This window comes from Mycobacterium sp. E796 (assembly GCF_001672815.1).
Classification (GTDB): domain Bacteria; phylum Actinomycetota; class Actinomycetes; order Mycobacteriales; family Mycobacteriaceae; genus Mycobacterium.
Genome location: NZ_LZKK01000024.1, coordinates 1 through 22,808 on the forward strand (window position 1 = coordinate 1; position 22,808 = coordinate 22,808).

Annotated in this window: 20 protein-coding genes; 8 read left to right on the top strand and 12 right to left on the bottom strand. The window is 67.9% G+C overall.

Annotated features, from left to right (window positions below):
* From pgl to A5706_RS01620, 3 genes are all read left to right on the top strand, one after another.
* Positions 1 to 679 (top strand): 6-phosphogluconolactonase (gene pgl / locus A5706_RS01610; RefSeq protein WP_068126397.1); only part of this gene is annotated, 679 nt, incomplete at its 5' end.
* 101 nt (positions 680 to 780) lie between these two features.
* The gene (locus A5706_RS01615) at positions 781 to 1,965 is read left to right on the top strand and encodes an RNA-guided endonuclease TnpB family protein (protein ID WP_197517721.1); all 1,185 of its coding nucleotides are present in this window, start codon (positions 781 to 783) and stop codon (positions 1,963 to 1,965) included.
* A 51-nt stretch (positions 1,966 to 2,016) separates the two neighbouring features.
* Complete coding sequence (locus tag A5706_RS01620; protein ID WP_068126401.1) at positions 2,017 to 2,406, top strand: ATPase; 390 nt, start codon at positions 2,017 to 2,019, stop codon at positions 2,404 to 2,406.
* Positions 2,407 to 2,408: 2 nt separating this feature from the next.
* Here A5706_RS01620 and A5706_RS01625 read toward each other — a convergent pair whose 3' ends face one another.
* Genes A5706_RS01625 through gap form a run of 6 tightly spaced genes read right to left on the bottom strand, consistent with a single transcriptional unit; the run spans position 2,409 to position 9,374 of the window.
* A complete protein-coding gene (locus A5706_RS01625; RefSeq protein WP_068126403.1) occupies positions 2,409 to 3,200 on the bottom strand; it encodes a DUF1206 domain-containing protein in 792 nt (263 codons plus the stop codon).
* A gap of 16 nt (positions 3,201 to 3,216) precedes the next feature.
* The gene (gene ppc, locus A5706_RS01630; protein WP_068126405.1) at positions 3,217 to 6,024 is read right to left on the bottom strand and encodes a phosphoenolpyruvate carboxylase; all 2,808 of its coding nucleotides are present in this window, start codon (positions 6,022 to 6,024) and stop codon (positions 3,217 to 3,219) included.
* A 45-nt stretch (positions 6,025 to 6,069) separates the two neighbouring features.
* Entirely contained in the window at positions 6,070 to 6,303 is a 234-nt protein-coding gene (gene secG / locus A5706_RS01635) for a preprotein translocase subunit SecG (protein ID WP_068126407.1), read from the bottom strand.
* 30 nt (positions 6,304 to 6,333) lie between these two features.
* The gene (gene tpiA, locus A5706_RS01640; protein WP_068126409.1) at positions 6,334 to 7,119 is read right to left on the bottom strand and encodes a triose-phosphate isomerase; all 786 of its coding nucleotides are present in this window, start codon (positions 7,117 to 7,119) and stop codon (positions 6,334 to 6,336) included.
* Between the two features lie 8 nt (positions 7,120 to 7,127).
* Positions 7,128 to 8,351, bottom strand: coding sequence for a phosphoglycerate kinase (gene pgk, locus A5706_RS01645; RefSeq protein WP_068126412.1), 1,224 nt, complete (start codon positions 8,349 to 8,351; stop codon positions 7,128 to 7,130).
* Positions 8,352 to 8,354: 3 nt separating this feature from the next.
* Entirely contained in the window at positions 8,355 to 9,374 is a 1,020-nt protein-coding gene (gene gap, locus A5706_RS01650; protein ID WP_068126414.1) for a type I glyceraldehyde-3-phosphate dehydrogenase, read from the bottom strand.
* A gap of 268 nt (positions 9,375 to 9,642) precedes the next feature.
* On the opposite strand from gap, the gene A5706_RS01655 reads away from it, so the two are divergent.
* A complete protein-coding gene (locus A5706_RS01655) occupies positions 9,643 to 10,353 on the top strand; it encodes a beta-xylosidase (protein ID WP_068126416.1) in 711 nt (236 codons plus the stop codon).
* 67 nt (positions 10,354 to 10,420) lie between these two features.
* Here the strand turns inward: A5706_RS01655 and A5706_RS01660 are convergent, their stop codons facing one another.
* The 3 genes from A5706_RS01660 to A5706_RS01670 all read right to left on the bottom strand — a co-directional run bounded on the left by A5706_RS01660 (position 10,421) and on the right by A5706_RS01670 (position 13,608).
* The gene (locus tag A5706_RS01660; RefSeq protein ID WP_082964130.1) at positions 10,421 to 11,287 is read right to left on the bottom strand and encodes an Ig-like domain-containing protein; all 867 of its coding nucleotides are present in this window, start codon (positions 11,285 to 11,287) and stop codon (positions 10,421 to 10,423) included.
* Positions 11,288 to 11,389: 102 nt separating this feature from the next.
* Positions 11,390 to 13,117 carry a DUF3556 domain-containing protein gene (locus A5706_RS01665; RefSeq protein WP_068126419.1) on the bottom strand — a complete coding sequence of 576 codons (1,728 nt, stop codon included), beginning with the start codon at positions 13,115 to 13,117 and terminating at the stop codon, positions 11,390 to 11,392.
* A 71-nt stretch (positions 13,118 to 13,188) separates the two neighbouring features.
* On the bottom strand, positions 13,189 to 13,608 hold the full coding sequence (locus tag A5706_RS01670) for a hypothetical protein (protein ID WP_068126420.1): 420 nt from the start codon (positions 13,606 to 13,608) through the stop codon (positions 13,189 to 13,191).
* A gap of 190 nt (positions 13,609 to 13,798) precedes the next feature.
* Here A5706_RS01670 and A5706_RS01675 point away from each other — a divergent pair, with 190 nt between their 5' ends.
* The 4 genes from A5706_RS01675 to A5706_RS01690 all read left to right on the top strand — a co-directional run bounded on the left by A5706_RS01675 (position 13,799) and on the right by A5706_RS01690 (position 18,761).
* Positions 13,799 to 14,608, top strand: coding sequence for a 1-acyl-sn-glycerol-3-phosphate acyltransferase (locus tag A5706_RS01675; protein ID WP_068126423.1), 810 nt, complete (start codon positions 13,799 to 13,801; stop codon positions 14,606 to 14,608).
* Between the two features lie 3 nt (positions 14,609 to 14,611).
* Positions 14,612 to 16,240, top strand: coding sequence for an acyl-CoA ligase FadD12 (gene fadD12, locus A5706_RS01680; protein WP_068126425.1), 1,629 nt, complete (start codon positions 14,612 to 14,614; stop codon positions 16,238 to 16,240).
* The gene (locus A5706_RS01685; protein ID WP_068126428.1) at positions 16,240 to 17,508 is read left to right on the top strand and encodes an alpha/beta hydrolase; all 1,269 of its coding nucleotides are present in this window, start codon (positions 16,240 to 16,242) and stop codon (positions 17,506 to 17,508) included. Before fadD12 ends, A5706_RS01685 begins: the two co-directional genes overlap by 1 nt.
* A gap of 107 nt (positions 17,509 to 17,615) precedes the next feature.
* Complete coding sequence (locus A5706_RS01690) at positions 17,616 to 18,761, top strand: Rieske 2Fe-2S domain-containing protein (RefSeq protein ID WP_068126463.1); 1,146 nt, start codon at positions 17,616 to 17,618, stop codon at positions 18,759 to 18,761.
* Positions 18,762 to 18,776: 15 nt separating this feature from the next.
* Here A5706_RS01690 and A5706_RS01695 read toward each other — a convergent pair whose 3' ends face one another.
* The 3 genes from A5706_RS01695 to A5706_RS01705 all read right to left on the bottom strand — a co-directional run bounded on the left by A5706_RS01695 (position 18,777) and on the right by A5706_RS01705 (position 22,791).
* On the bottom strand, positions 18,777 to 20,027 hold the full coding sequence (locus A5706_RS01695) for a cytochrome P450 (RefSeq protein WP_068126430.1): 1,251 nt from the start codon (positions 20,025 to 20,027) through the stop codon (positions 18,777 to 18,779).
* Between the two features lie 18 nt (positions 20,028 to 20,045).
* Entirely contained in the window at positions 20,046 to 21,230 is a 1,185-nt protein-coding gene (gene hsaA / locus A5706_RS01700; protein ID WP_068126432.1) for a 3-hydroxy-9,10-secoandrosta-1,3,5(10)-triene-9,17-dione monooxygenase oxygenase subunit, read from the bottom strand.
* Between the two features lie 172 nt (positions 21,231 to 21,402).
* Complete coding sequence (locus tag A5706_RS01705; protein WP_068126435.1) at positions 21,403 to 22,791, bottom strand: wax ester/triacylglycerol synthase family O-acyltransferase; 1,389 nt, start codon at positions 22,789 to 22,791, stop codon at positions 21,403 to 21,405.
* Between the last annotated feature and the right edge of the window lie 17 nt (positions 22,792 to 22,808).

Consider the following 22,808-nt stretch of genomic DNA (forward strand, 5'->3'; position numbering starts at 1 on the left):
GGTCAAGACCATCCAGGACGCCGCGGCGGCGCGGGGCCGGGCCCTGATCGTGCTGACCGGCGGCGGCAACGGCATCGGGCTGCTGCGCTACCTCGCCACCCGTCGTGACCAGGTCGACTGGTCCAAGGTGCACCTGTTCTGGGGCGACGAGCGCTACGTGCCCGAGGACGACGACGAGCGCAACGACAAGCAGGCGCGGGAGGCCCTGCTCGATCACGTCGACATCCCGTCGAGTCAGGTGCACGCGATGCCGGCAAGCGACGGCGAATTCGGCGCGGACCTTGCCGCCGCGGCACTGGCCTACGAGCAACTGCTGGCCGCCAACGCCGAACCCGGCCAGCCGGCGCCGAATTTCGACGTCCACCTGCTGGGAATGGGGCCGGAGGGCCACATCAACTCCCTGTTCCCGGACACCCCGGCCGTGCACGAGACCAGCCGCATGGTGGTCGGCGTCGAGGACTCCCCCAAACCGCCGCCGCAGCGAATCACGTTGACGCTGCCTGCGATCCGGCGTTCCCGCGAGGTGTGGCTGATGGTGTCCGGGGCGGGCAAGGCCGAGGCGGCGGCCGCCGCCATCGGTGGCGCCCCGCCGGCGTCGGTGCCGGCCGCCGGGGCCGTCGGCCTCGAGACCACGCTCTGGCTGCTCGACCAGGAGGCCGCGTCCAAGCTTCCCGGCTGAGGTGTCGAGGCGTTGCGGTGCGGAAACCCCTGGCTTTAGCCGGGGGGTAAGGCCGCGTCTCTTTTCGGTGGGTTGTCGGTGGTGGCGGTTAGGTTGCGGGGGTGTCGCGTTATCGGTTGTTTCCGAGTGCTGAGCAGGCGGTGGTGTTGGTCGCGCATTGTCGTCACGCCCGATATGTGTGGAACCTGGCGGTCGAGCAGCAGCAGCACTGGCAGCCGGGTCGCCGAGCACCCGGCTACAACGAGCAGTGCGCCCAGCTGACAGCGGCCCGTGCCGAGCACGAGTGGCTGGCCGCCGGCTCGCAGACGGTGCAGCAGCAGGCGTTGCGCGATTTCGCCCAAGCGATGCGCAACTTTTTCAATGGCACCCACCGTCGCCCGACGTGGCGCAAAGCCGGTGTGCATGAGGGCTTTCGCCAGGTCGGGTTTAAAGCCCAGCACGTCGAGCGTCTGAACCGTCGGTTCGCTCGGGTATGGGTGCCCAAGGTCGGCTGGGTCCGGTTCCGGCTGTCGCGGCCGGTTCCCCAGGGTGTTAAATCCTATCGGGTCACCTGTGATCGGGCCGGGCGGTGGCACATCGCGTTCGCCCACATCCCGGAGCCCATTCCCGGGCCTGCTGATGGCTCGGTGGTGGGCATTGACCGTGGCGTGACGGTGGCGGCCGCCTTGTCGACCGGTGAACTGCTGCATGCCCCTCGCCTTAGCGACGGCGAGGCCAAGCGTCTGAAGGTGCTGCAGCAGCGCTTGGCCCGCGCTAAGCGTGGCTCTCACCGGCGCGCTCGCACGAAGCGCGCGATTGCGAAACTCAAGGCTCGTGAGGTCGACCGACGTAAGGACTGGGTCGAAAAGGCCACCACGGGCATCGCGCGCCGGTTCGAAACCATCCGCATCGAGGCGCTTGACGTGCGCGCAATGACCCGCTCTGCGCGAGGAACCGTGGAAAAGCCCGGTGTAGGTGTTGCCGCCAAACGCGGCCTGAACCGCGGAATTAACCGCAGCGGTTGGGGCAAGCTCGCTGCGCGTTTGCAGCACAAAGCCGTTGGTCGGGTCGAGCAGGTCCCGGCCGCGTACACGTCGCAGCGATGCGCCGTGTGTGGGCATGTCGCTCTCGCAAACCGTAAGAGCCAAGCGGTTTTCGAGTGCGAAGCCTGCACGGCGGGTCCGTGCAATGCCGATGTGAACGCCGCGCGCAACATCGCCGCCGGACGGGCGGTGACAGCACGGGGAGACCTCGGCGTGAGCCGGTCGACGAACCGTGAACCTCTACCCTGCTCTCCTGCCGCATAGATAGTGGGACGGGGTTGAATCCTCTGGCTTTAGCCCGAGGAGGACGTCAAAATGACCTTCATGGCAGACCGAACCGCGCGCGGGGGGCCCGAGCGAAGCCGGATCAAAACCCTCACCCAGGCGGCGCTGAACGCCGACAAGACCGTCGAACAGGTCGAGGACGTGCTCGACGGCCTGAGCACCACGATGAGGGAGCTGAACAGCTCGCTCACCAACCTCAACGCCACCGTCGAACGGATGGAGGCCGGGCTGGATCACCTCGACGGCACCCTGGCCAGCCTCGACGACCTGGCCAAGCGGCTGATCGTGCTGGTCGAGCCGGTGGAGGCCATCGTCGCGCGGATCGACGACATGGTGAAGGTGGGCGAGACGATGATGTCGCCGCTGTCGGCCACCGAGCATGCCGTGCGCGGCGTGCTGGACCGGCTGCGCAACCGCTAGCCCTACATCTTGGTGGATCGGGCCATCACGAAGCTGTACAGGCCGTAGGTGATGATCCCCGCGCCGGCCGCGATCAACAACACCGGCCCGTAGGGCTGGGCGCCGAGGGTCTTCAGCGCCCCGTCGAGTCCGGTGGCCTTCTTCGGTTCGGAGCGGCAGGCGGCGACGACGACCAACGCCCCGGTGCCGGCGATCACCACGCCCTTCGCCACATAGCCGGTGGCGCCGAGGCGTCGCACCAGACGACCCGACTTGCCCTTGAGGTCGCCGACGAAATTGCGGCTGGCGCCCTTGTAGACGTGATAGCACCCGACCACGACGATGAGCGCGCCGCAGGCGATGAGGGCAAGAGTGCCGGCGGTGGTGTGCATCAGGCGCGCGCTGATGCTCGAATTCTGTTGATCCGCCGGCCTGCCCGCGCCCCGGGCGTACCCGCACGCCGAGTAGGCGAAGGCGAGGTAGACGGCCGCGAGTCCGAACGCCTTCGCCCGGTCCCACACTCCCGGCGACGAGCGCTCGGCTTCGCGGTCGCTCGACCGCCCGAGGGCCGTCTCGACGAGCCGCCAGAGGCCCATCGCCGACAGCGCGGCCGCGGCGATCCACAGCGCAAGCGGGCCGCCCGGTTTGGCCGCCAACGTCGCCAGGGCACCTGTCTGGTCGGCGGTGCCCCCGTTGCCGCACGCGACCCGGATGGCGAGATAGCCCACGATCAGGTGCAGCAGCCCGTTGACCACATACCCGGCGCGGGCGATTCGTTCGAACACGCCGTTCTGGGCCACTTGCGCCGGTTCCATGGCACGGGGATGCCCGTCAGCCGCTGTTACGTAACGCGCTCGCAAGTCCGTTCATCGTCAGCAGGATGCCGCGCTGCACCAATTCGTCGTCGTCGCCGGAGCGGTAGCGGCGGAGCAGCTCGACCTGCAGGTGGTTGAGCGGCTCCAGATACGGGAAGCGGTTGAACACCGAACGGGCCAGCGCCGGGTTGTCGGCGAGCAGGTCGTCCTGGCCGGTGATGAGTTTGTGCATGGCGATGGTGCGCCGGTGCTCGTCGGCGATCTTGTCGAACACCCTGTGCCGCAACGATTCGTCGGCCACCAGCTCGGCGTAGTGGGCCGCCAGGCCCAGGTCGCTCTTGGACAGCACCTGCGCCATGTTCGACAGCACGCTGCGAAAGAACGGCCACCGCTCGTACAGATCGTGCAGGATCGCCACCCGCTCGGTTTCGCTCTCGGGACCCGCCGCGATCCACTGCTCGAAGGCCGCGCCGGTGCCGTACCAGCCCGGCAGCATCACCCGCGACTGGCTCCAGGCCAGCACCCACGGGATGGCGCGCAGGTCGGAGATGGATTCGGTGGGCTTGCGCGAGGTCGGCCGGCTGCCGATGTTCAGCGACCCGATCTCGCTGACGGGCGTGGACGCCTTGAAGTACTCGACGAATCCCGGTGTCTCGTGCACCAATTCGGCGTAGGCGCGGTGCGCCAGCGCGGCCACCTCGTCGAGCACCGCGTAGGCCGGTTCCGCGGCGTCGCCGAGGCCCTCCACGTCGAGCAGCGTCGACTCCACGGTGGCCGCAACCAAGCTCTCCAGGTTGCGCCGGGCCAGTTGCGGCTCGGCGTATTTGGCCGCGATCACCTCGCCCTGCTCGGTGAGGCGCAGCGAGCCGTTCACCGCGCCGGGCGGCTGCGCCAGGATCGCCTGGTAGCTGGGGCCGCCACCGCGGCCGACGGTGCCGCCGCGACCGTGGAAGAGCCGCAACCGGATTCCGGTCTTGCGGGCCACCTCGACGAGGGTGAGCTCGGCGCGGTAGACGGCCCAGTTGGCGGCCAGGTATCCGCCGTCCTTGTTGGAGTCGGAGTAGCCCAGCATCACCTCCTGGCATCCGCCGCGGGCATCCACCAACGCCCGGTAGATCGGCAGGTCCAGCATCGCCTGCAGGATCGACGCGCCATTGTGCAGATCGTCGATCGTCTCGAACAGCGGCGAAATACCCAGGGGGCAATAGGGTTCCGGGCCGGACGCGTCAAGCAGCCCGGCCTCCTTCAACAGGATCGCGGCCTCCAGGACGTCGGACACCGACTGGCACATCGAGATGATGTAGTTGGGCACCGCCGCCGGTCCGTAGAGGTCGACGGCGCGGGCGGCGGCCACGACGACGCCCAGCTCGCCGCGGGCCAAGTCGGACAGTTGTGCGCGGTCGCCGACCAATGGACGGCGGGTGGCCAGCTCCCCTGCCAGCAGCTCGACCCGCTCGTCTTCGGCCAGCGAGGCGTAGTCGGGATGGACCCCGGCCCAGGCCAGCAGCTCCGCGACCACCTCCTCGTGCACGTCGGAGTTCTGCCGCATGTCCAGGCCGGATAGATGAAACCCGAAGGTGTGCACGCTTTCTCGCAGCCGGGCCAGCCGATCGTCGGCCAGCAGCTCGGCGCCGTGCGTGCGCAGCGACGCGTCGATGACGTCCAGGTCGGCGCGCAGTTCCGCCGGAACGGAGTACGGCCGCAGGCCCAGGTCGAGCTCGTGCTGCGGCCGGCGGTCCAGGATCTCGGTGCCCGTCGCGGTGAGGCGGGCCCGGATCACTCGCAGCGCGCGCCGGTACGGCTCGTCGGCGCGCGCGCTCTCGTTGCCGCCGTCGGCCAGGGCGGTCAATTCGGGGGTGACCGTGATCAGCCGCGCCGACATCGACAGCTCCTGTTCGAGCTCGGTCAGCTCGGCCAGGTAGTGCGCCAGCGCGGTGAACGCGGCGCTGCCGGTGGCCCGCCGCACGACGTCGCCGGTGACGTTCGGGTTGCCGTCGCGGTCGCCGCCGATCCAGGACCCGGGCTGCAGGATGGGCGACGAAAGCAGGTCGGCGTCGGGCCAGCGCGCGCGCAACGCCTCCCGGACCTCGGCGTTGACCTGCGGAATCACCTTGAACAGCGCGGCCGGGTAATACCGCAGGCCCACGTCGATCTCGTCGGTGATCTGGAGCCGGGACAGCCGGATCAGCGCGGTCTGCCACAGCGTAAGGACCTGGCGGCGCAACTCGAGCTCGATGTTGCGGCCGTCGTCGGTCTCGGTGTGCCCGGCGGCGCGCAGCCGCATCAATTCGGTGATGCGGTGCTGGGTGACGAACACGGTGCGCCGGCGGGTCTCGGTGGGATGGGCGGTGATCACCGGGGACACCAGGGCGCCCCGCAGCGCGTCGGCCACTGTGGCCGAATCGAGCTCTGCCCGATCGAGTTTCGCGTACGTCGCCGCCAGGCTGCTGTCCTGCGGTGGCTCGCCGGCGGCGACGTGGACGTCGCGTCGGCGTTCCCGGTGGATGTCTTCGGCGACGTTGGCCAGCAGCGCGAAGTGGCTGAACGCCCGGATGACCGGGATGGCCTGGTGGATGTCGATGCCGTCGAACATCCGCGCCATGTCGGCCCGGTCGATCTCGGAGCGCCGCACCCGGAAGGACTCCACCCGCGCGCGTTCCACGAGCTCGAACACCTCGTCGCCGTTCTGCTCGCGCACGGTGTCGCCGAGGATGGTGCCCAGCAACCTGATGTCGGCGCGCATCGGCTCGGTTGCCTCGCGGCCGACCCGGGTGCGTTGGACGGCACCGATCGGTTCCAGCGCGATGTCGGAAGCCTCAGCCATGCGTCCCAGTATCGAGGCGGATCGCCCGGCCCGCCCGTCGAGCGGTCAGCGGTACTTGATCATCAGGGCCATGCCGATGATGCACACCAGCCAGATGCCGACGATGAACACCGTCAGCCGGTCGAGGTTCTTCTCCACGACCGTCGACCCGGACAGGCTCGATTGCACGCCGCCGCCGAACAGCGTCGACAGGCCGCCACCCTTGGCGCGGTGCAGCAGCACCAGCAGCACCACCAGGATGCTCGTGACCACCAGGGTGATCTGCAGGGCCAATTGCATGCCAGAAAGCCTACCGGTGCCCCGCCGGCGTCACGGGAGGGGCCCGCCGGCGGCGATGGCCGCCAGGGTCGCGAACTGCTCGCCGTCCAGCGATGCGCCGCCGACCAGCCCGCCGTCGACGTCGTCCTGAGCGACGAGTTCGCCGACGTTCTTCGCGTTCATCGAGCCGCCATAGAGCACCCGCACGGTTTCGGCGACCTTTGCCGAGGCCAGGGACGCCAACTCTTTGCGGATCGCCGCACACACCTCCTGGGCGTCCGCAGAGCTGGCCACCCGGCCGGTGCCGATCGCCCACACCGGCTCGTAGGCGACCACCACGTTGGCGATCTGCTCGGCCGACAGCCCGGCCAGCGAGCCGCGCAGCTGGTTTTCGCAGTAACTGACGTGCTCACCCGCCTCCCGGGTCTCCAGGTGCTCGCCGATGCACACGATCGGGGTGAGCTCGTGCCTGAGCGCGGCGGCGGCCTTGGCGGCCACCAGCGCGTCGTCCTCGTGGTGGTAGGTGCGCCGCTCGGAGTGGCCGACGATGACGAACTGGCAGCCCAGCTTGGCCAGGAAGGCGCCGCTGATGTCGCCGGTGTAGGCGCCCGAGTCGTGCGGGGACAGGTCCTGGGCGCCGTAGGTCAGCCGCAGCTTGTCGCCGTCGACCAGGGTCTGCACGCTGCGCAGGTCGGTGTACGGCGGGAGCACCGTGACGTCGACCTTGTCGTAGTACTTGTCCGGCAGCGCGAACGCGATCTTTTGCACCAGCGCGATCGCCTCGAAGTGGTTGAGGTTCATCTTCCAGTTGCCGGCGATCAGTGGCTTGCGGCTCACGAGTCTCCTTAGCTTGGCTGGGGGCTGGCAAGCACCTCGATGCCCGGCAGCGCCTTGCCCTCCAGGTATTCCAGGGACGCTCCGCCGCCGGTCGAGATGTGCGAGAAGTCACCCTCGGGGATGCCGAGCGCGCGCACCGCGGCCGCGGAGTCGCCGCCGCCCACCACGCTGAAGGCGCCCTTGCCGGTGGCCGCGGCGACGGCCTCGGCCACGCCCTTGGTTCCGGCGGCGAACGCCGGGAACTCGAACACCCCCATCGGGCCGTTCCAGAAGACGGTTTCGGCGTTGGACAGCAGCGTGGTGAACCGCCGGACCGACTCGGGCCCGATGTCCAGGCCCATCTTGTCCTGCGGAATGCGGTCCGCCGCAACGGTTTCCGGCGGCGAATCGGCGGCGAACTTTTCCGCCACCACGATGTCCACCGGAAGGTGCAACACGTCGGCGTAGGTCTCGCACAGCCGGCGACAGGTGTCGACCATGTCGGGCTCGAGTAGCGACGTGCCGACCGAAAGGCCATGCGCGGCAAGGAAGGTGAAGCACATGCCGCCACCGATCACGATGCTGTCGGCCTTGGTGGCCAGCGACTCGATCACGCCGAGCTTGTCGGACACCTTCGACCCGCCCAGCACCACCGCGTAGGGGCGCTTGGTCGAGCCGGTCAGCTGCTCGAGGACCCGGATCTCCTCGGCCACCAGCGTGCCCGCGTAGTGCGGCAGCAGGGTCGCGACGTCGTAGACGGAGGCCTGCTTGCGGTGCACCACGCCGAAGCCGTCGGAGACGAAAGCGCCCTCCGGCCCGACCAATTCGGCCAGTTGCCGGGCCAGCGCCAGGCGCTCGCCGTCGTCCTTGCTGGTTTCGCGCGGGTCGAAGCGAATGTTCTCCAGCAGCAGGATGTCGCCGTCGGTCAGGCCCTCGGCGCGGGCCAGCGCGTCGGTGCCGACGACATCGCCGGCCAGCTGCACGTGCCGCCCGAGCTGGTCACCGAGCGCGGCGGCGACCGGCGCCAGCGACAGCTTCGGGTCGGCGCCGTTCTTGGGACGACCCAGATGCGCGGTGACCACGACCTTGGCGCCGGCCTCGAGCAGCGCCTGCAGCGTCGGCACCGACGCGGTGATGCGGCCGGCGTCGGTGATGGTCCCGTCATCCAGGGGGACGTTCAGGTCGGAGCGCACCAGCACGCCGCGGCCCGAAACCCCCTCGGCCAGAAGGTCTTCGAGAGTGGGGATGCTCACGGTTTACAGCGACTTGCCGACCAGTGCGACGAGGTCGATGAGGCGGTTGGAGTAGCCCCATTCGTTGTCGTACCAGGACACCACCTTGGCCTGGTTGTCGATGACCTTGGTCAGCCCGGAGTCAAAGATCGAGCTGTGCGGGTCGGTGACGATGTCGGACGACACGATCGGGGCGTCGTAGTACTTCAGGATGCCCTTCAGGCGGCCCTCCGCGGCGGCTTTGAACGCGGCGTTGATGTCCTCGGCGCTGGCGGCCTTGGCCAGCTCCACGGTCAGGTCGGTCACCGACCCGGTCGGGATCGGCACCCGCAACGCATATCCGTCCAGCTTGCCCTTGAGCTCGGGCATCACCAGCCCGATCGCCTTGGCCGCCCCGGTCGAGGTCGGCACGATGTTCAGCGCCGCCGCCCGGGCCCGACGCAGGTCCTTGTGCGGGCCGTCCTGCAGGTTCTGATCTTGGGTGTAGGCGTGGATGGTGGTCATCAAGCCCTTGACGATGCCGAACTCGTCCTGCAAGACCTTCGTTACCGGCGCCAGGCAGTTCGTCGTGCAGGAGGCGTTGGAGATGATGTTCTGGCTGCCGTCGTACTTGTCATCGTTGACGCCCAACACGATGGTGATGTCGGGATCGGTGGCCGGCGCGGAGATGATCACCTTCTTGGCCCCGGCGTCCAAATGGCCCTTGGCCTTGGCCGCATTGGTGAACAACCCGGTGGATTCCACCACCACGTCGACGCCCAGATCGCTCCACGGCATCGCAGCGGGACCCTCGCGCACCTCGAGTGCCTTGATCCGCCGAGTGCCCACCACGATGGTGTCCTCGCCCTCCAGGCTCACGTCGTCGGGCAACCGGCCCAGGATCGAGTCGAATTTGAGTAAATGCGCCAACGTGGCGTTATCGGTGATGTCATTGACGGCCACCACCTCGACATCGGCCGTGCCCTGCTCCTGCTGGGCCAGCAACGCCCGGTAGAAATTGCGTCCGATTCGGCCGAAGCCGTTGATACCCACTCGGACCGTCACTTTGATCTCTCCCTGTCTTCTGATGTCTTCGGCGAGTCCGCTGATTACGCGCTCGCCGTCAGCCTAGATCAGTGAGGCGCGCCACCGCTTGCCGGTCACAGCGAACAGCCGCGGTAACCGGAGCGTGTCTGGTTCGTATCGGTTCGATAAGCCCCGGAATCGTCGCGTGTGCAATAGCACCAGGGGGTCATACATTCGACACGGCTGCGGGACAGCTATGCGGTTCTGCTGCCGCATTTGATAGCGAACGCTAAAGGAGTCGACGTTGATGACGGGCTTTGATCGGTTCAACATCACAGTTGGTGCCATCGCTGGGCTGTGTGGGGCCGCCATAGCGTTGAGCCCGGATGCGGCAGCCACCCCGCTGAAGACCGGCGGCTACGCGTGCATCCAGGGTCAGTCCGGCGAGGTCGGCGCTCCGGCGGCCGGCGGGCCGGCAGGCGCCGCCGGACCACTGGCCGCGGGCGCGCCGCTGGCCGGCGCACCCGAAGCGGGCGGCGCACCGGTGAGCGGGCCGGGAGGCGGCGCGCCGGCACCCGGCGGGCCGGCACCGGCCGCCACCGTATGCACGTCCAGCGCCCCGCTCACCGACATGTCCGGCGTACCGATCGTGGCGCCCGGGCCGGTCCCGGTGGTCCCGGCCGGCGCCCCGCTGATCGCTCTCGGGCCGCCGGTGCCGGCTGGCGCGCCGGTCCCGGTCGGTGCGCCGGTCCCAGTGGGTGCCCCCGTGCCCGTCGGCGCCCCGGTGCCGGTGGGCGCCCCGGTCCCCGTGGGTGCCCCGATCCCGGTGGGTGCGCCGATCCCGGTGGTGCCCGTCGGCGCTCCGCTGATTGCGCTCGCCGGTGGTCCGCTGGATGTCGCGGCGCCGGCCGCTCCGATCATCGACATGTCCGGGACCGGCAAAGGCGCGCCGACCGGTCCGGCGCCCGCCGGCGGCCCGGCGCCCGGCCAGCCGACCGCGCCCGGGCCCGCGCGCTGACCCGGATCCCCTTCCCAGTTACGAAAGAACCCGCCGGGCCAAGCCCGGCGGGTTTGTTCGTAAGTTGTCAGCTGGGTGGGGCCTCCCACAGCAGCGGCGGCTGCGGCCGTGGCTGTGGCTGTGGCCGGCGCCGTGGCGAGTCCTCCACGATCACCGGGTCGCCGACGTGGACGGTGTTGTAGTACCACTCGGCGTCCTCGGGGCTCAGGCTGATGCAGCCGTGGCTGACATTCTCCAGGCCCATCGCGTTGACGGCCCACGGGGCCGAATGGACGAAGAGGCCGTGGCCGGTGATGCGCACGGCGTAGTCGACCGGGATCCGGTATCCGTCGGGGTCGTCGACGGGGATGCCGACGCTGCTCGAGTCCATGATCACCGTGCGGTCCTTGGACAGGACGGTGTAGGAGCCCACCGGAGTCGGGTACTCGGGCCTGCCCATCGAGGCCGGCAGCACGCCCGCTTCCCCCCAGTGGGGACGGTGGTGCGGCGCGGGCAGCGGCCCCGACTCGACGCCGTCAACGGTCACCGTGAAGGTGTGGTCGGCGATGTTGGCGGTCCCGACGACGGCGGGACCGGTGGCGAATTCCGTGGGCCGTCCGCCCACCGAGAGCGCGACCGTGCTGTGCGCCGGCCAGTGGTGGTCGGGAACCCACTGCACGACCTCGTTGTCGAGCCATTCGAACTTCCCGGTCATCGGAGGGGCCGATGTGACCCGGACGGCGCGCTCGGCCGCGCGCCGGTTGGTTACGGGAGTGCTGAACGTCACCACCACCGGGTGCGCCACGCCCACCACCTCGCCGCGCGCGGGTGACACCGACGCGACGGCGGATCCATCCGGCCGGGTGGCCGCGGCCAGGCGGATGTCGGTCGGCCCGCTGGCCACACTCGCAGCGACAGCGCTGACCGCAAGAACACACCGAACGACCGCTCGCATGGCTCCAGTCCCTGTTTAACTGACATGGTTGTAATAGCCATGGTACGGGCGTCGCGAACAGCGGAAGTGCAAGGGCGCGTTAGCGATTCGATCAAGCCTGAGTCACGTTTCGGCTACGGCGCGCGTCGTGACGTGGACCGGGAACTCGTCGCCGGGCTCGGGCCACGGCTGGCGGCTCAGCATGTCCGCGACATCGACGTAACCGGCCTCGATCACCCCGGCCTTGGCGTCGAGGATGCGGTACCACTGCTTTTGGATGTGAATCGGTTGGCCCTCGAGCACGATGACGCGGACGTCGCCCTCCTCGAACTGGCAGCGCCGTTGCACCGCCTCGAGCAGCTGCTCGTTGTGCAGGTGGCCCTCGCCGAAGTTCCAGCCGACCAACGGCCCGGCGACGACTTCGCCCTCGCGGATGCTGTATTCGGCCTCGTTGGCCTCTCCCCCCAAGGCGCGGGGCAAGAGGCCGTTGAGCGCCCGGCCGTGCGTGTGCATCGCCCGGAACGCCGCCACCTTGTCCGACATCACCTCGGCGGTCCCGGCGCCGTACAGCTTGGCCAGCTGATTCACCACGAGCGCAGAGCTTTTCACGATGTCGGCTTCGATCTTGTCCTCGGCGCCAGCGCGGAAGCACCAGATGCTGGTGGCCCAGTTGCCCGCGTAGTAGCGCATCGCGGGCAGAAACGAAATCTTTTCGGGGAACATGTTTCCCGCGATCACCACTGCCACGGCGGCAAGGATGATGGCGAGCAGCAAGGGTGACCGAAGGTCGGTGGCTCGGATCGCGCCGTAATGCCCGAACAGATAGAACAGCGAGAAGATGAAGAACACGTTCCACTCCAACGGGACCCCCATCGGGAGGTTCGAAATGATGTTGAGGTGGAAGATCACCATGAACGCGATCAGGAACCATCGCCATGGCGCATCGCCGGCGACGAACACCAGAACCGTCGGGACGACGAATTCCGCCGTGGTGCCGCCGACGTGGGCCATCACCTTCGGTAACCAAGAGGGTCGCAGGTCGTTGACGTGGTCGAGGTACAGCGCGTGCTTGAACGGGCTGAACAGCTTGGGCCGCAGCAGCGCGTTGTTGCTCGTCATGACCGACACGACGTACGGAAAGTGGTGGTTGAGCTTGGAGGTCGCCGCCCCCCACCACAGGCACAGCATGATGAGCTTGTAGGCCGCGATCTGGTCGGTGAACGGGAAGAAGAACACCAACAGTTTCAGCCAATAGTGTTCGCCGCGGGCCGCGAGGAAGATGGTCTTGTCACGCAGACCCAGCAGGGCCAGCGCCACGATCGTGGGCAACACCCGGACGGGGTCGATCAGCGGGCCGGGCGCCAACAGCGCCCACACCCCACCGGCCAGCACGACGGCATAGAGCGCGACGTCGACGACGGTGCGGGTATCGCCGCGGGTGAACGGCACCTTCCCCGGCCACGCGGGCAACCGAATCGTGTTGGGCCGCAACCAATATAGGAATCCCCCGACCGGCGGCATGAACCGCCCGGTCAGCGGGCCGGACCCGCAGCCGAGGCCCAGCACCTCGAACAGCAGCGTGAAGACGATGAACTTCTGATACACGATCGGCTGCGTCCACCACTCGCCGATGCGGCCCAGCCCGCCCAGGCCGGGGGTGAGCGAGATGATCCACGCCGGGATCGCGACGTACAAGGCGATCTTGAACAGGTACAGCAGATACACCGCATACGGCGTCCCGAAGCCATGTTCGGCCCAGTGCCGGGTCACGATCTGCAGCCGCGCTGCCCTTGGCCGTGCCAGCCATGTGTCGGGGTCGACGTCCGGAAGTTCCGGTGACATGAATCCCATGGGCGGCCTCATTCCTGTCGCAGGTGAAACCAGCTGACGCTCAGCGTGATTGAGCCGCTGCAGCCTAGGCCCTAACGGACGGGGACCCCGCTACGGGGCGGAAATCGACGCTGCAGCTTCTCGATCAGCCCGTCGAGGGTTTGGCGTTCCTGCTCCTCGAGGCGCGCCATGCGGCGAACGCTGGAGGCGCCTTCGGCATCGCCGGTGGCTTCCGCGGTCGCGATCGCCTTCTGGTACTCCGCGAGCCGGTGCTCGAGGTGGCGACGGTTCTGCACGAGCACCCGGCGGAAGTATTCCGCCTGGCGGCGATCCGCCGTCGCGGCCGCCGCGACCGGCGACTCCGCCCGCACCGCCGGTTGGCGGACGTTGACCGGGCCGGGGCGGACCGCGCTGCTGCGCGGCTGGCGCCCGCGGCGGTCACGAATGCTATTGGAACTGTGCCCAGCGACCGAGCGAGTGCCGCGCTCGTCGGACAAACCGGCGACGTCCATCTTGGCCTCTTTTCGCTGGGCAGGGTCATTGGCGGACGTAACAATACCCCCCGATCCGACCGACACCATAGGCTTTGGCTCTGGATACCTCCGTTGCTGGTTGGCTCAAACCGTCCTGGGGGTATTCGGTCGCTACCATCATGGGACTCGACGCGGCGGTGCGGCCGCGCCGGCAGCTCAAGGGAGAGATGTGACCGACACCGACAGCGAAGACATCGAGGACATCGACAAGTTCGATCCCGGTCTGACCCAGCGCGTGATGGGCGTGATGCGCCCGTTCCTGAAGACCTACTTCCGGTCCGAGGTGCACGGCTTGGATTCGTTCCCGCCCGGCGGGGCGCTGGTTGTCGGCAACCACTCCGGCGGCATGTTCCCCATGGACGTCCCGATTTTCAGCGTCCACTTCTACGAGAAGTTCGGCTATGACCGGCCGGTGTACACGCTGAGCCACGACATCCTGATGACCGGCCCCACCGGGCAGTTCTTCCGGCGCACCGGCTACATCCGCGCCAATAGGGAGAACGCGGCCAAGGCGCTGCGGTCCGGCGGCGTCGTGGTCGTCTTCCCCGGCGGTGACTACGACGCCTACCGGCCCACGCTCTCGGAGAACGTCATCGACTTCAACGGCCGCAAGGGATACGTCAGCACGGCGATCGAGGCCGGCGTGCCCATTGTTCCGGCGGTGTCCATCGGCGGGCAGGAAACCCAGCTCTACCTCTCCCGCGGCACGTGGCTGGCCGAGCGACTGGGAGTGAAACGCCTGCTGCGCAGCGCCATCCTGCCGCTGTCGTTCGGCTTCCCGTTCGGGTTCAGCGCGGTGATCCCGCCCAACGTGCCGCTGCCCACCAAGATCGTGACGCAGGTGCTCGAACCAATCGACATCGCCGCGCAGTTCGGCGACGACCCGGACGTCGACGAGGTCGACGAGTACGTGCGGTCGGTGATGCAGCAGGCCCTGCGCGACCTCGCCGCCAAGCGCCGTTTCCCGATCCTGGGCTGAGCCATGACATCTCGGGCAGCTCGAATCGACCAGGCCCTCGGCATCTTTGGGACGTTGCGGCGCGCCGGGATGATCACGCCGATGCGGCCAGATCGCTACCTCAAGATCGCCGCGGCGATGCGCCGCGAGGGCATGGGCATGACCGTGGGCTTCGCCAGCGCGGCGCAGCGCTGCCCGGACCGTCCCGGCCTGATCGACGAGCTCGGCACGCTGACCTGGCGGCAGCTCGACGAGCGGATCAACGCGCTGGCGGCCGCCCTGCAGGGATTGCCCGCGGGGCAGCCCAAGGTGGTCGGGATCATGTGCCGCAACCACCGCGGTTTCGTCGAGGCCGTGGTGGCCGTCAGCCGGATCGGCTCCGACGTGGTGCTGCTCAACACGTCGTTCGCCGGGCCGGCGCTGGCCGAGGTGGTCGTCCGCGAGGGCGTCGACGCCGTCATCTACGACGAGGAGTTCACCGAGACCGTGGACCGGGCGCTGGCCGAGAAGCCCGACGCCACCCGCATCGTGGCGTGGACCAACGGGCAGCACGAGTTGACGGTGGAAAAGCTCATCACCGACCACGCCGGACAACAACCTCGACGCGGCAGCCGCAAGGGCCGGATGATCCTGCTCACCTCGGGCACCACCGGAACTCCCAAGGGCGCCAACCAAACCGGCGGCAACGCGGGGATCGGCACGCTCAAGGCCATCCTGGACCGCACGCCGTGGCGGGCCGAGGAAAACATCGTGATCGTGGCCCCGATGTTCCACGCCTGGGGCTTCTCGCAATTGATCTTCGCCGCGTCGATGGCCTGCACGATCATCACCCGGCGCAAGTTCGATCCGGAGGCCACCCTCGACCTCATCGACCGGCACCAGGCGACCGGCCTGGCCGTCGTGCCGGTGATGTTCGACCGGATCATGGAACTGCCGCCCGAGGTGCGAAACCGCTACAGCTGCAAGTCATTACGGTTCGCCGCGGCCTCCGGTTCGCGGATGCGACCCGATGTGGTCATCGCGTTCATGGACCAGTTCGGCGACGTGATCTACAACAACTACAACGCCACCGAGGCCGGCATGATCGCCACCGCCACCCCGGCCGACCTGCGGGCGGCGCCGGACACCGCCGGCAAGCCGGCGGGCGGAACCGAAATCCGGATCCTGGACAAGGAATTCAACGAGTTGCCCACCGGCGAGGTCGGCACCATCTACGTCCGCAACGACACCCAGTTCGAGGGCTACACCTCCGGCACCACGAAAGATTTCCACGCTGGGTTCATGTCCTCGGGCGACGTCGGATACCTCGACGACGCCGGTCGCCTGTTCGTCGTCGGGCGCGACGACGAGATGATCGTCTCCGGCGGCGAGAACGTCTACCCGATCGAGGTGGAGAAGACCCTGGCGGCGCACCCCGAGGTCGCCGAGGCGGCGGTCATCGGCGTGGACGACGAGCAGTACGGCCAGCGGCTGGCGGCCTTCGTGGTGCTGGCCCCCGGCGCGTCCGCCACGGTCGACACGCTCAAGCAACACGTGCGCGACAACCTGGCCAACTACAAGGTGCCCCGCGAGATCGCCATCCTCGACGAGCTACCCCGCGGCAGCACCGGCAAGATCCTGCGGGGCGAGCTGCTTTCCCGGGTCGGCGGCTGATGCGGCTCGCCCGGACGCTGCGAAAGCCTCGGCCATTGGCGCGCGCGGCGGTCGAACTTGCCAACGCCGCCAACGGATTACGGCCGCTGGCCCGCAAGGGCTACAGCACCGTCCTGGTGTTCTGGTTCGGCTGGCCGACGTCGGAGGTGCCCGGGGTGTACTTCACGGCCTCGTTGGTGGACGCGCTGCGCCGCGGGCGCCGCGGCGACTTCGCCGGGCGGCGCGGCAAGGCCGCGCTGGCGCTGACGGCCGCGTCGTGGGCCATCCTGGGGGTGATCCGGTATCGCGGCGTCACCACGCCGGGCCCGGTGCTGGAGGCGGGCCTGCGCGAACAACTGGGGCACGACTACGCCGAGGCGCTCGAGGCGCTGCCGCACACGAAGCCCACCCGCAGCGGGCGGCGCAGCCTGCCGCTGGGCAACACGGTGGCCCGCCGGCGCTACGTCGAGAAGACGAACGTGGTGTCCTACGGCCCGCACGGCCGCGCCAACCTGGCCGACATCTGGCGTCGCCGCGACCTGCCGCGCGACGCCAAGGCTCCGGTCCTGCTGCAGGTGCCCGGCGGCGCGTGGGTGATTGGGATGCGCCGCCCGCAGGCCTACCCGCTGATGAGCCACCTGGCCGCCCGCGGCTGGGTGTGCGTGTCGATCGGCTATCGGGTGTCACCCGTGCACACCTGGCCCGACCACATCGTCGACGTCAAACGGGCGCTGGCCTGGGTCAAGGAGAACATCGCGCGGTTCGGCGGGGACCCGGACTTCGTCGCGATCACCGGCGGGTCCGCCGGGGGGCACCTGTCCGCGCTGGCGGCGCTGACGCCCAACGACCCGCAATTTCAGCCGGGCTTCGAGGAAGCCGACACCTCGGTGACCGCCGCGGTTCCGGTGTACGGGCGCTACGACTGGTTTTCCACGGAGGGCGAGGGCCGCCGGGAGTTCGTCGGGCTGCTCGAAAAGTACGTAGTCAAAAGGAAATTCGCGACACACCGGCACGTCTACACCGACGCCTCGCCGATCTGCAAGCTGCGCGACGACGCGCCGCCGTTTTTCATCCTGCACGGCCGCGACGACTCCCTGATCCCGGTCGGCGAGGCGCAGGAGTTCGCCGAGGAGTTGCGCGCGGTGTCGCAGTCCCCCGTCGCCTACGCCGAATTGCCGCACGCCCAACACGCTTTCGACATCTTCAGCTCCCCGCGGGCGCACAAGTCGGCGGAGGCCGTCGCGCAGTTTCTGTCCTGGGTGTACGCGAAGCACCCACCCCGCCGCTAACTAGGGCCATAAGTCACATATGTAGGGGCTTTTGCCTGCATTATGTTTGGCCGATACGCGCAAAACTATAACGTGTTCTAGTTGGGACAGGTTAGAGGAGGCGCGTGGTGAGTACCGATACCGCTGGGATCGGCGTCCGGGAAATCGACGTAGGAACCTTGCCGAACCGGTTTGCTCGCGGCTGGCACTGCCTGGGCGTGGCCAAGGACTTCCTCGACGGCAAGCCCCACCCGGTCAACATCTTCGGCACCAAGCTGGTCGTCTTCGCCGACACGGAAAGTAATCTGCGGGTCCTCGACGCATACTGCCGCCACATGGGCGGCGACCTGTCGCAGGGCGCGGTCAAGGGCGACACCGTGGCGTGCCCGTTCCACGATTGGCGATGGGGCGGCGACGGCAAGTGCAAGGAGGTGCCGTATGCCAAGCGCACACCGCGTATGGCGCGCACCCGCACCTGGCCCACCGAGGTGCGGGCCGGCCTGCTGTTCGTCTGGCACGATCCCGAGGGCAACCCGCCGTCGCCGCAATTGCAGATCCCCGACATTCCCGAGGCCGCCAGCCCCGGATGGACCGACTGGCGGTGGCGCAGTCAGCTCATCCAGGGATCGAACTGCCGCGAGATCGTCGACAACATCGTCGACATGGCGCACTTCTTCTATATCCACTACGGATTCCCGACGTATTTCAAGAACGTCTTCGAGGGCCATATCGCCTCGCAATACCTGCGCACCGTCGGCCGGCCCGATGTGCACCTCGGCGGCTCGCATTATACCGGTGAGCAGATTTTGGATTCGGAGGCTTCCTACTTCGGCCCGTCGTTCATGATCAACTGGCTGCACAACAGCTACGGCGGCTACAAGGTGGAAACGATCCTGGTCAACTGCCACTACCCCGTCACGCAGGACTCCTTCATGCTGCAGTGGGGCGTCATCGTGCAAAAGCCCGAGGGCATGGACGAGGACGCCACCGAGAAGCTGTCCAAAGCGTTCACCGACGGCGTCAGCATGGGCTTCCTGCAGGACGTCGAGATCTGGAAGCACAAGACCCGAATCGAAAACCCGTTGCTGGTCGAAGAGGACGGGCCGGTCTACCAGCTGCGCCGGTGGTATCAGCAGTTCTATGTGGACGCCGCCGACGTCACGCCGCAGATGACCGACCGCTTCGAGTACGAGGTCGATACCGCGGCCGCGAACAAGTATTGGCGCGCCGAGGTGGAGGAGAATCTGCGACCCAAAGTTGGTCAGCCGCAATAGGATTCGCTACACCGGTCAGTGCCCGACTGGGCACTGACCGGTGTAGTCAACTTGCCAGTGCTTGATGCCGTTCAGCCACCCTGACCGAATCCGATCCGGCCTCGAGATCGGGGTGAGGTCCGGCATGTGGTCGGCGATGGCATTGAACATCAGGTTGATCGTCAGCTTGGCCAGGTTGGCCCCGATGCAGTAGTGCTCGCCGGTGCCGCCAAATCCGACGTGCGGGTTGGGGTTACGCAAAATGTCGAACGTGAACGGATCGGCGAAGACGTCCTCGTCGAAGTTGGCCGAACGGTAGAACATCAACACCCGCTGCCCCTTCTTGATCGTCACGCCCGACAATTCGGCGTCCTGGCTGGCGGTGCGCTGGAAGGCGGTAACCGGGGTCGCCCACCGGACGATCTCGTCTGCCGCCGTCTCCGGGCGCTCCTTTTTGTAAAGCTCCCACTGGTCGGGGAATTCGGCGAATGCCATCATGCCCTGGGTGATCGAGTTGCGGGTGGTCTCGTTTCCGGCGACCGCCAGCATCATCACGAAAAACCCGAACTCCTCCTCGGAGAGCTTCTCGCCGTCGATGTCCGCCTGGATCAGCGTGGTCACGATGTCGTCGCCGGGTGTCGCGGCCTTGATCTCCGCCATCTTCATCGCGTAGGCCAGCACCTCGGCCGACGAGGCCTTGGGATCGACGTGTGCGAACTCCGGGTCCTCGGCGCCGGTCATCTCGTTCGACCACCGGAACAGCTTGCTGCGGTCCTCCTGCGGCACCCCGAGCAGACCGGCGATGGCCTGCAGCGGCAGCTCGCACGCCACCTGCTCGACGAAATCTCCGGACGCCTCGGCGGCGGCCGCCTTGGCGATGGTCTGCGCGCGCTCGTTGAGCTCGTCGCGCAGCCGGCCGATCGCGCGCGGCGTGAACCCGCGGGAGATGATTCTGCGCAGCCGGGTGTGGTGCGGGGGATCCATGTTGAGCAGGACGAACCGCTGCAAGTCGATGTCTTCGCGCGTCATGTCGTCCCCGAACCGCGGGATGGCACCGTTGAGCCAGCTAGAGAAGACGTCGTTGCGCAGCGACACCTCCTTCACGTCCTTGTGCTTGGTCACCACCCAGAAGCCGCCGTCGTTGAAACCACCCTTGCCGACGGGCTGGTCGCACCACCAGATCGGCGCGTTGTGACGCAGCTCGGCGAGCTCCGCGACGGGGAGGCGCTCGGCGTAGATGTCCGGGTCGGTCGGGTCGAAGCCGGGGGGAAGGTGGGGGCAGGTCATCCGTGCTCCTTCTGTGGGTTAGACCATCGTGTCGCCGGGCGGCAGCCCGAACTCGTGGTTGCCGAAGATCACGTAGGCACGCTCGGGATCGTTGGCGGCGTGCACCCGGCCGGCGTGCGCGTCGCGCCAAAAACGTTGAATCGGAGCGTTATTGGCCAACGCGGTGGCGCCCGAGGCGTCGAACAGCCGGTCGATCGAGGCGATCGCGCGAGCGGTGGCGCGCACCTGATCACGACGGGCTCGGGCCCGCAGCTCGAACGGGACCTCCTGACCCGCAACCAGATACGCGTACTCGTCGCCGACGTTGCCCATCAGCTGTCGCCACGCGGCGTCGATATCGCTGGCGGCCTCGGCGATGCGCACCTTGGCGAAGGGGTCGTCCTTGGCCTTCTCGCCGGCGAACGCCGCACGCACCCGCTTGCCTTGATGCTCGACGTGGGATTCGTAGGCGCCGTAGGCCATCCCGACGATGGGGGCGGTGATCGTGGTGGGATGCATGGTGCCCCAAGGCATCCTGTAGACCGGATCGGTATTGGTCGCCAACCCGCCCGCGGTGTGGTCGTTCATCGACTTGTAGGACAGGAACCGGTGTCGCGGCACGAACACATCCCTGATCACCAGGGTGTTGCTGCCGGTGCCCTTCAGGCCGACGACGTGCCAAACGTCGTCGATGCGGTAGTCACTGATCGGGATCAAGAAGCTGCCGAAGTCGACCGGTTGTCCGTCCTTGATCACCGGGCCGCCGACGAAGGTCCACGTGGCGTGGTCACATCCCGACGACCAGTTCCACGAGCCATCGACCAGATAGCCACCGTCGACCGCCCGACCGGCGCCCATCGGGGCGTATGACGAGGAGATCCGCGCACCCGTGTCCTCGCCCCAGACGTCTTGCTGCGCCCGCTGATCGAACTGCGCCAGGTGCCAGTTGTGCACCCCGAGGATGGATGCCACCCACCCGGTGGACCCGCACGCACTGGCCAGGCGTCGGACGGCGCCGAAGAACACCGTCGGATCGCACTGCATCCCGCCCCACTGCGCCGGCTGCAGCAGCCGGAAGAACCCGATTTCTTCAAGCTCGCTGACGGTGGCATCCGGCAGCCGCCGCAGCTCCTCGGTCTCCTGCGCCCGCTGGCGCAGCTTGGGTAACAGATCGTCGATGGCGACCAGAACGGACTGCGCATCGCGTTGTTGAATCGACGTCACCGCCTACCTCCAGACGTGCACACCCATGACTAGAGTGAGTTGCAATCGTGGTTCGTTTTTTAGTGTTTCCGCTGCACAAAGCCGTAAATGTGAACTTGTAACTTGTTCTAATTATGGCCGGGCGGAAAGACGCCACTAGGGCAGAAAGTCCCACAAAAGCCGGTCTAGCCGATCACTCCTGCGCCGCGGCCTTCTCCAGCTCGGTCAGCGCCGGCTCGATGGCGCGGGCCATCTCGTGGATGTCATTGGCGACTTCGGGGGTGGTGACAAAGCCGAAGTCCAAGTATTTCTCGTAGGAGAAGCAAGTGATGTTCAGGGCGACGTCCATCACGGGCGGCCCCAGCGGCACCAGCGACTCCAGCTTGGCGCCGGCCATGTACAGCGGGAAGGGCGGACCGGGGACATTGGACACGACGAGGTTGATGGGGGCCAGGTTTCGGGACAACCCGCTGGCCGTGTAGGCCCGCGCCGCCAGCTGCAGCAGCCCGGGCGGGGTGGTCTCGGTCAGGCCCATGATCTGGTGTGCCGACAGCGCCTTAGCCATCAACTTGGCGCTCTGGGTGCTTTCGTGGATGGCCCGCAGCCGCTCGGCCGGGTCCTCGATGTGGGTGGCCAGCGACGCGGTCATCGAGCTGATCTTGTTGCCGATGTCGCTCTTGCTTTCGTCGGTGCGCGTCGAGACCGGGATCTGCGCGATGAGCGGTTTGGCCGGCAGTTCGTCGTGCTTCATCAAGTACGTTCGGGCGGCCCCGGCCACGAGCGCCAGCACCACGTCGTTGAGCTTGACGCCGAAGATGTCCTTGACGGCCTTGGCCCGGTCCAGCTCGACGCGGCAGCCGGTGATCCGCCGGTGCGGCGACACCGGTGCGTTGAAGCGCGTCTTGGGGGCTTCGAAGTAGCGCGGCGGCTTGCTGCTGACGCCCAGCGCGGCGACCTGCTGGCGCAGCGTCTGCTCCACCAGCCGGGCGATGCGGAAGGGCGTCTTGACGCCGACGTTGATCAGTGCCCCGATCGCGCGCCGCTCCAGCCCCGGAAGCTGGAATCCCACCAGCGACCCGACCGTCTCCTTTTGCGGCGGACGGGGTTCGGGCGTGACGTCGAGCAGGATTTCGCCCAACCCGGCGCCCGAGACTCCGTCGACAATCGCGTGGTGCATCTTGGTCAGCGTCGCGACCCGGTTGCCCTTGACGTTCTCGATGACCCAGAGCTCCCACAACGGTCGGGAACGGTCCAGCTTGTAGGACATCAGCCGACCCACCAGCTCGTCGACCTCGCGCCTGCCGCCCGGGGCCGGGACGGCGATGCGACGGATGTGGAAGTCGACATCGAGCTCTTCGTCCTCGACGAACCACGGCCGGTCCAGCCCGAGCGGCGCGCCGGTGACCCGCCACCGCAGCTGCGGCAGCTCGGGCAGCCGCTCGATGATCAGCTCGCGGACGCGTTCAAAGCTGTATTCGGGGGCATCGGTGAGATCGCAGATCGCCAGCGCACCGACATGCATGTGCCAGCCCGCGGTCTCCGCAGACCAAAACGCCGCATCGACACTCGAAAGCCGCTTCATGGCATGACCGTAGCCCG

Excerpts from the sequence above, each read along its gene's own strand:
- secG (WP_068126407.1), bottom strand. The coding sequence starts at position 6,303 with ATGCAATTGGCCCTGCAGATCACCCTGGTGGTCACGAGCATCCTGGTG.
- A5706_RS01655 (WP_068126416.1), top strand. The coding sequence starts at position 9,643 with ATGACGGGCTTTGATCGGTTCAACATCACAGTTGGTGCCATCGCTGGG.
- A5706_RS01705 (WP_068126435.1), bottom strand. The coding sequence starts at position 22,791 with ATGAAGCGGCTTTCGAGTGTCGATGCGGCGTTTTGGTCTGCGGAGACC.
- A5706_RS01695 (WP_068126430.1), bottom strand. The coding sequence starts at position 20,027 with ATGACCTGCCCCCACCTTCCCCCCGGCTTCGACCCGACCGACCCGGAC.
- A5706_RS01670 (WP_068126420.1), bottom strand. The coding sequence starts at position 13,608 with ATGGACGTCGCCGGTTTGTCCGACGAGCGCGGCACTCGCTCGGTCGCT.
- A5706_RS01620 (WP_068126401.1), top strand. The coding sequence starts at position 2,017 with ATGACCTTCATGGCAGACCGAACCGCGCGCGGGGGGCCCGAGCGAAGC.
- A5706_RS01625 (WP_068126403.1), bottom strand. The coding sequence starts at position 3,200 with ATGGAACCGGCGCAAGTGGCCCAGAACGGCGTGTTCGAACGAATCGCC.
- A5706_RS01685 (WP_068126428.1), top strand. The coding sequence starts at position 16,240 with ATGCGGCTCGCCCGGACGCTGCGAAAGCCTCGGCCATTGGCGCGCGCG.
- fadD12 (WP_068126425.1), top strand. The coding sequence starts at position 14,612 with ATGACATCTCGGGCAGCTCGAATCGACCAGGCCCTCGGCATCTTTGGG.
- A5706_RS01660 (WP_082964130.1), bottom strand. The coding sequence starts at position 11,287 with ATGCGAGCGGTCGTTCGGTGTGTTCTTGCGGTCAGCGCTGTCGCTGCG.
- ppc (WP_068126405.1), bottom strand. The coding sequence starts at position 6,024 with ATGGCTGAGGCTTCCGACATCGCGCTGGAACCGATCGGTGCCGTCCAA.
- A5706_RS01665 (WP_068126419.1), bottom strand. The coding sequence starts at position 13,117 with ATGGGATTCATGTCACCGGAACTTCCGGACGTCGACCCCGACACATGG.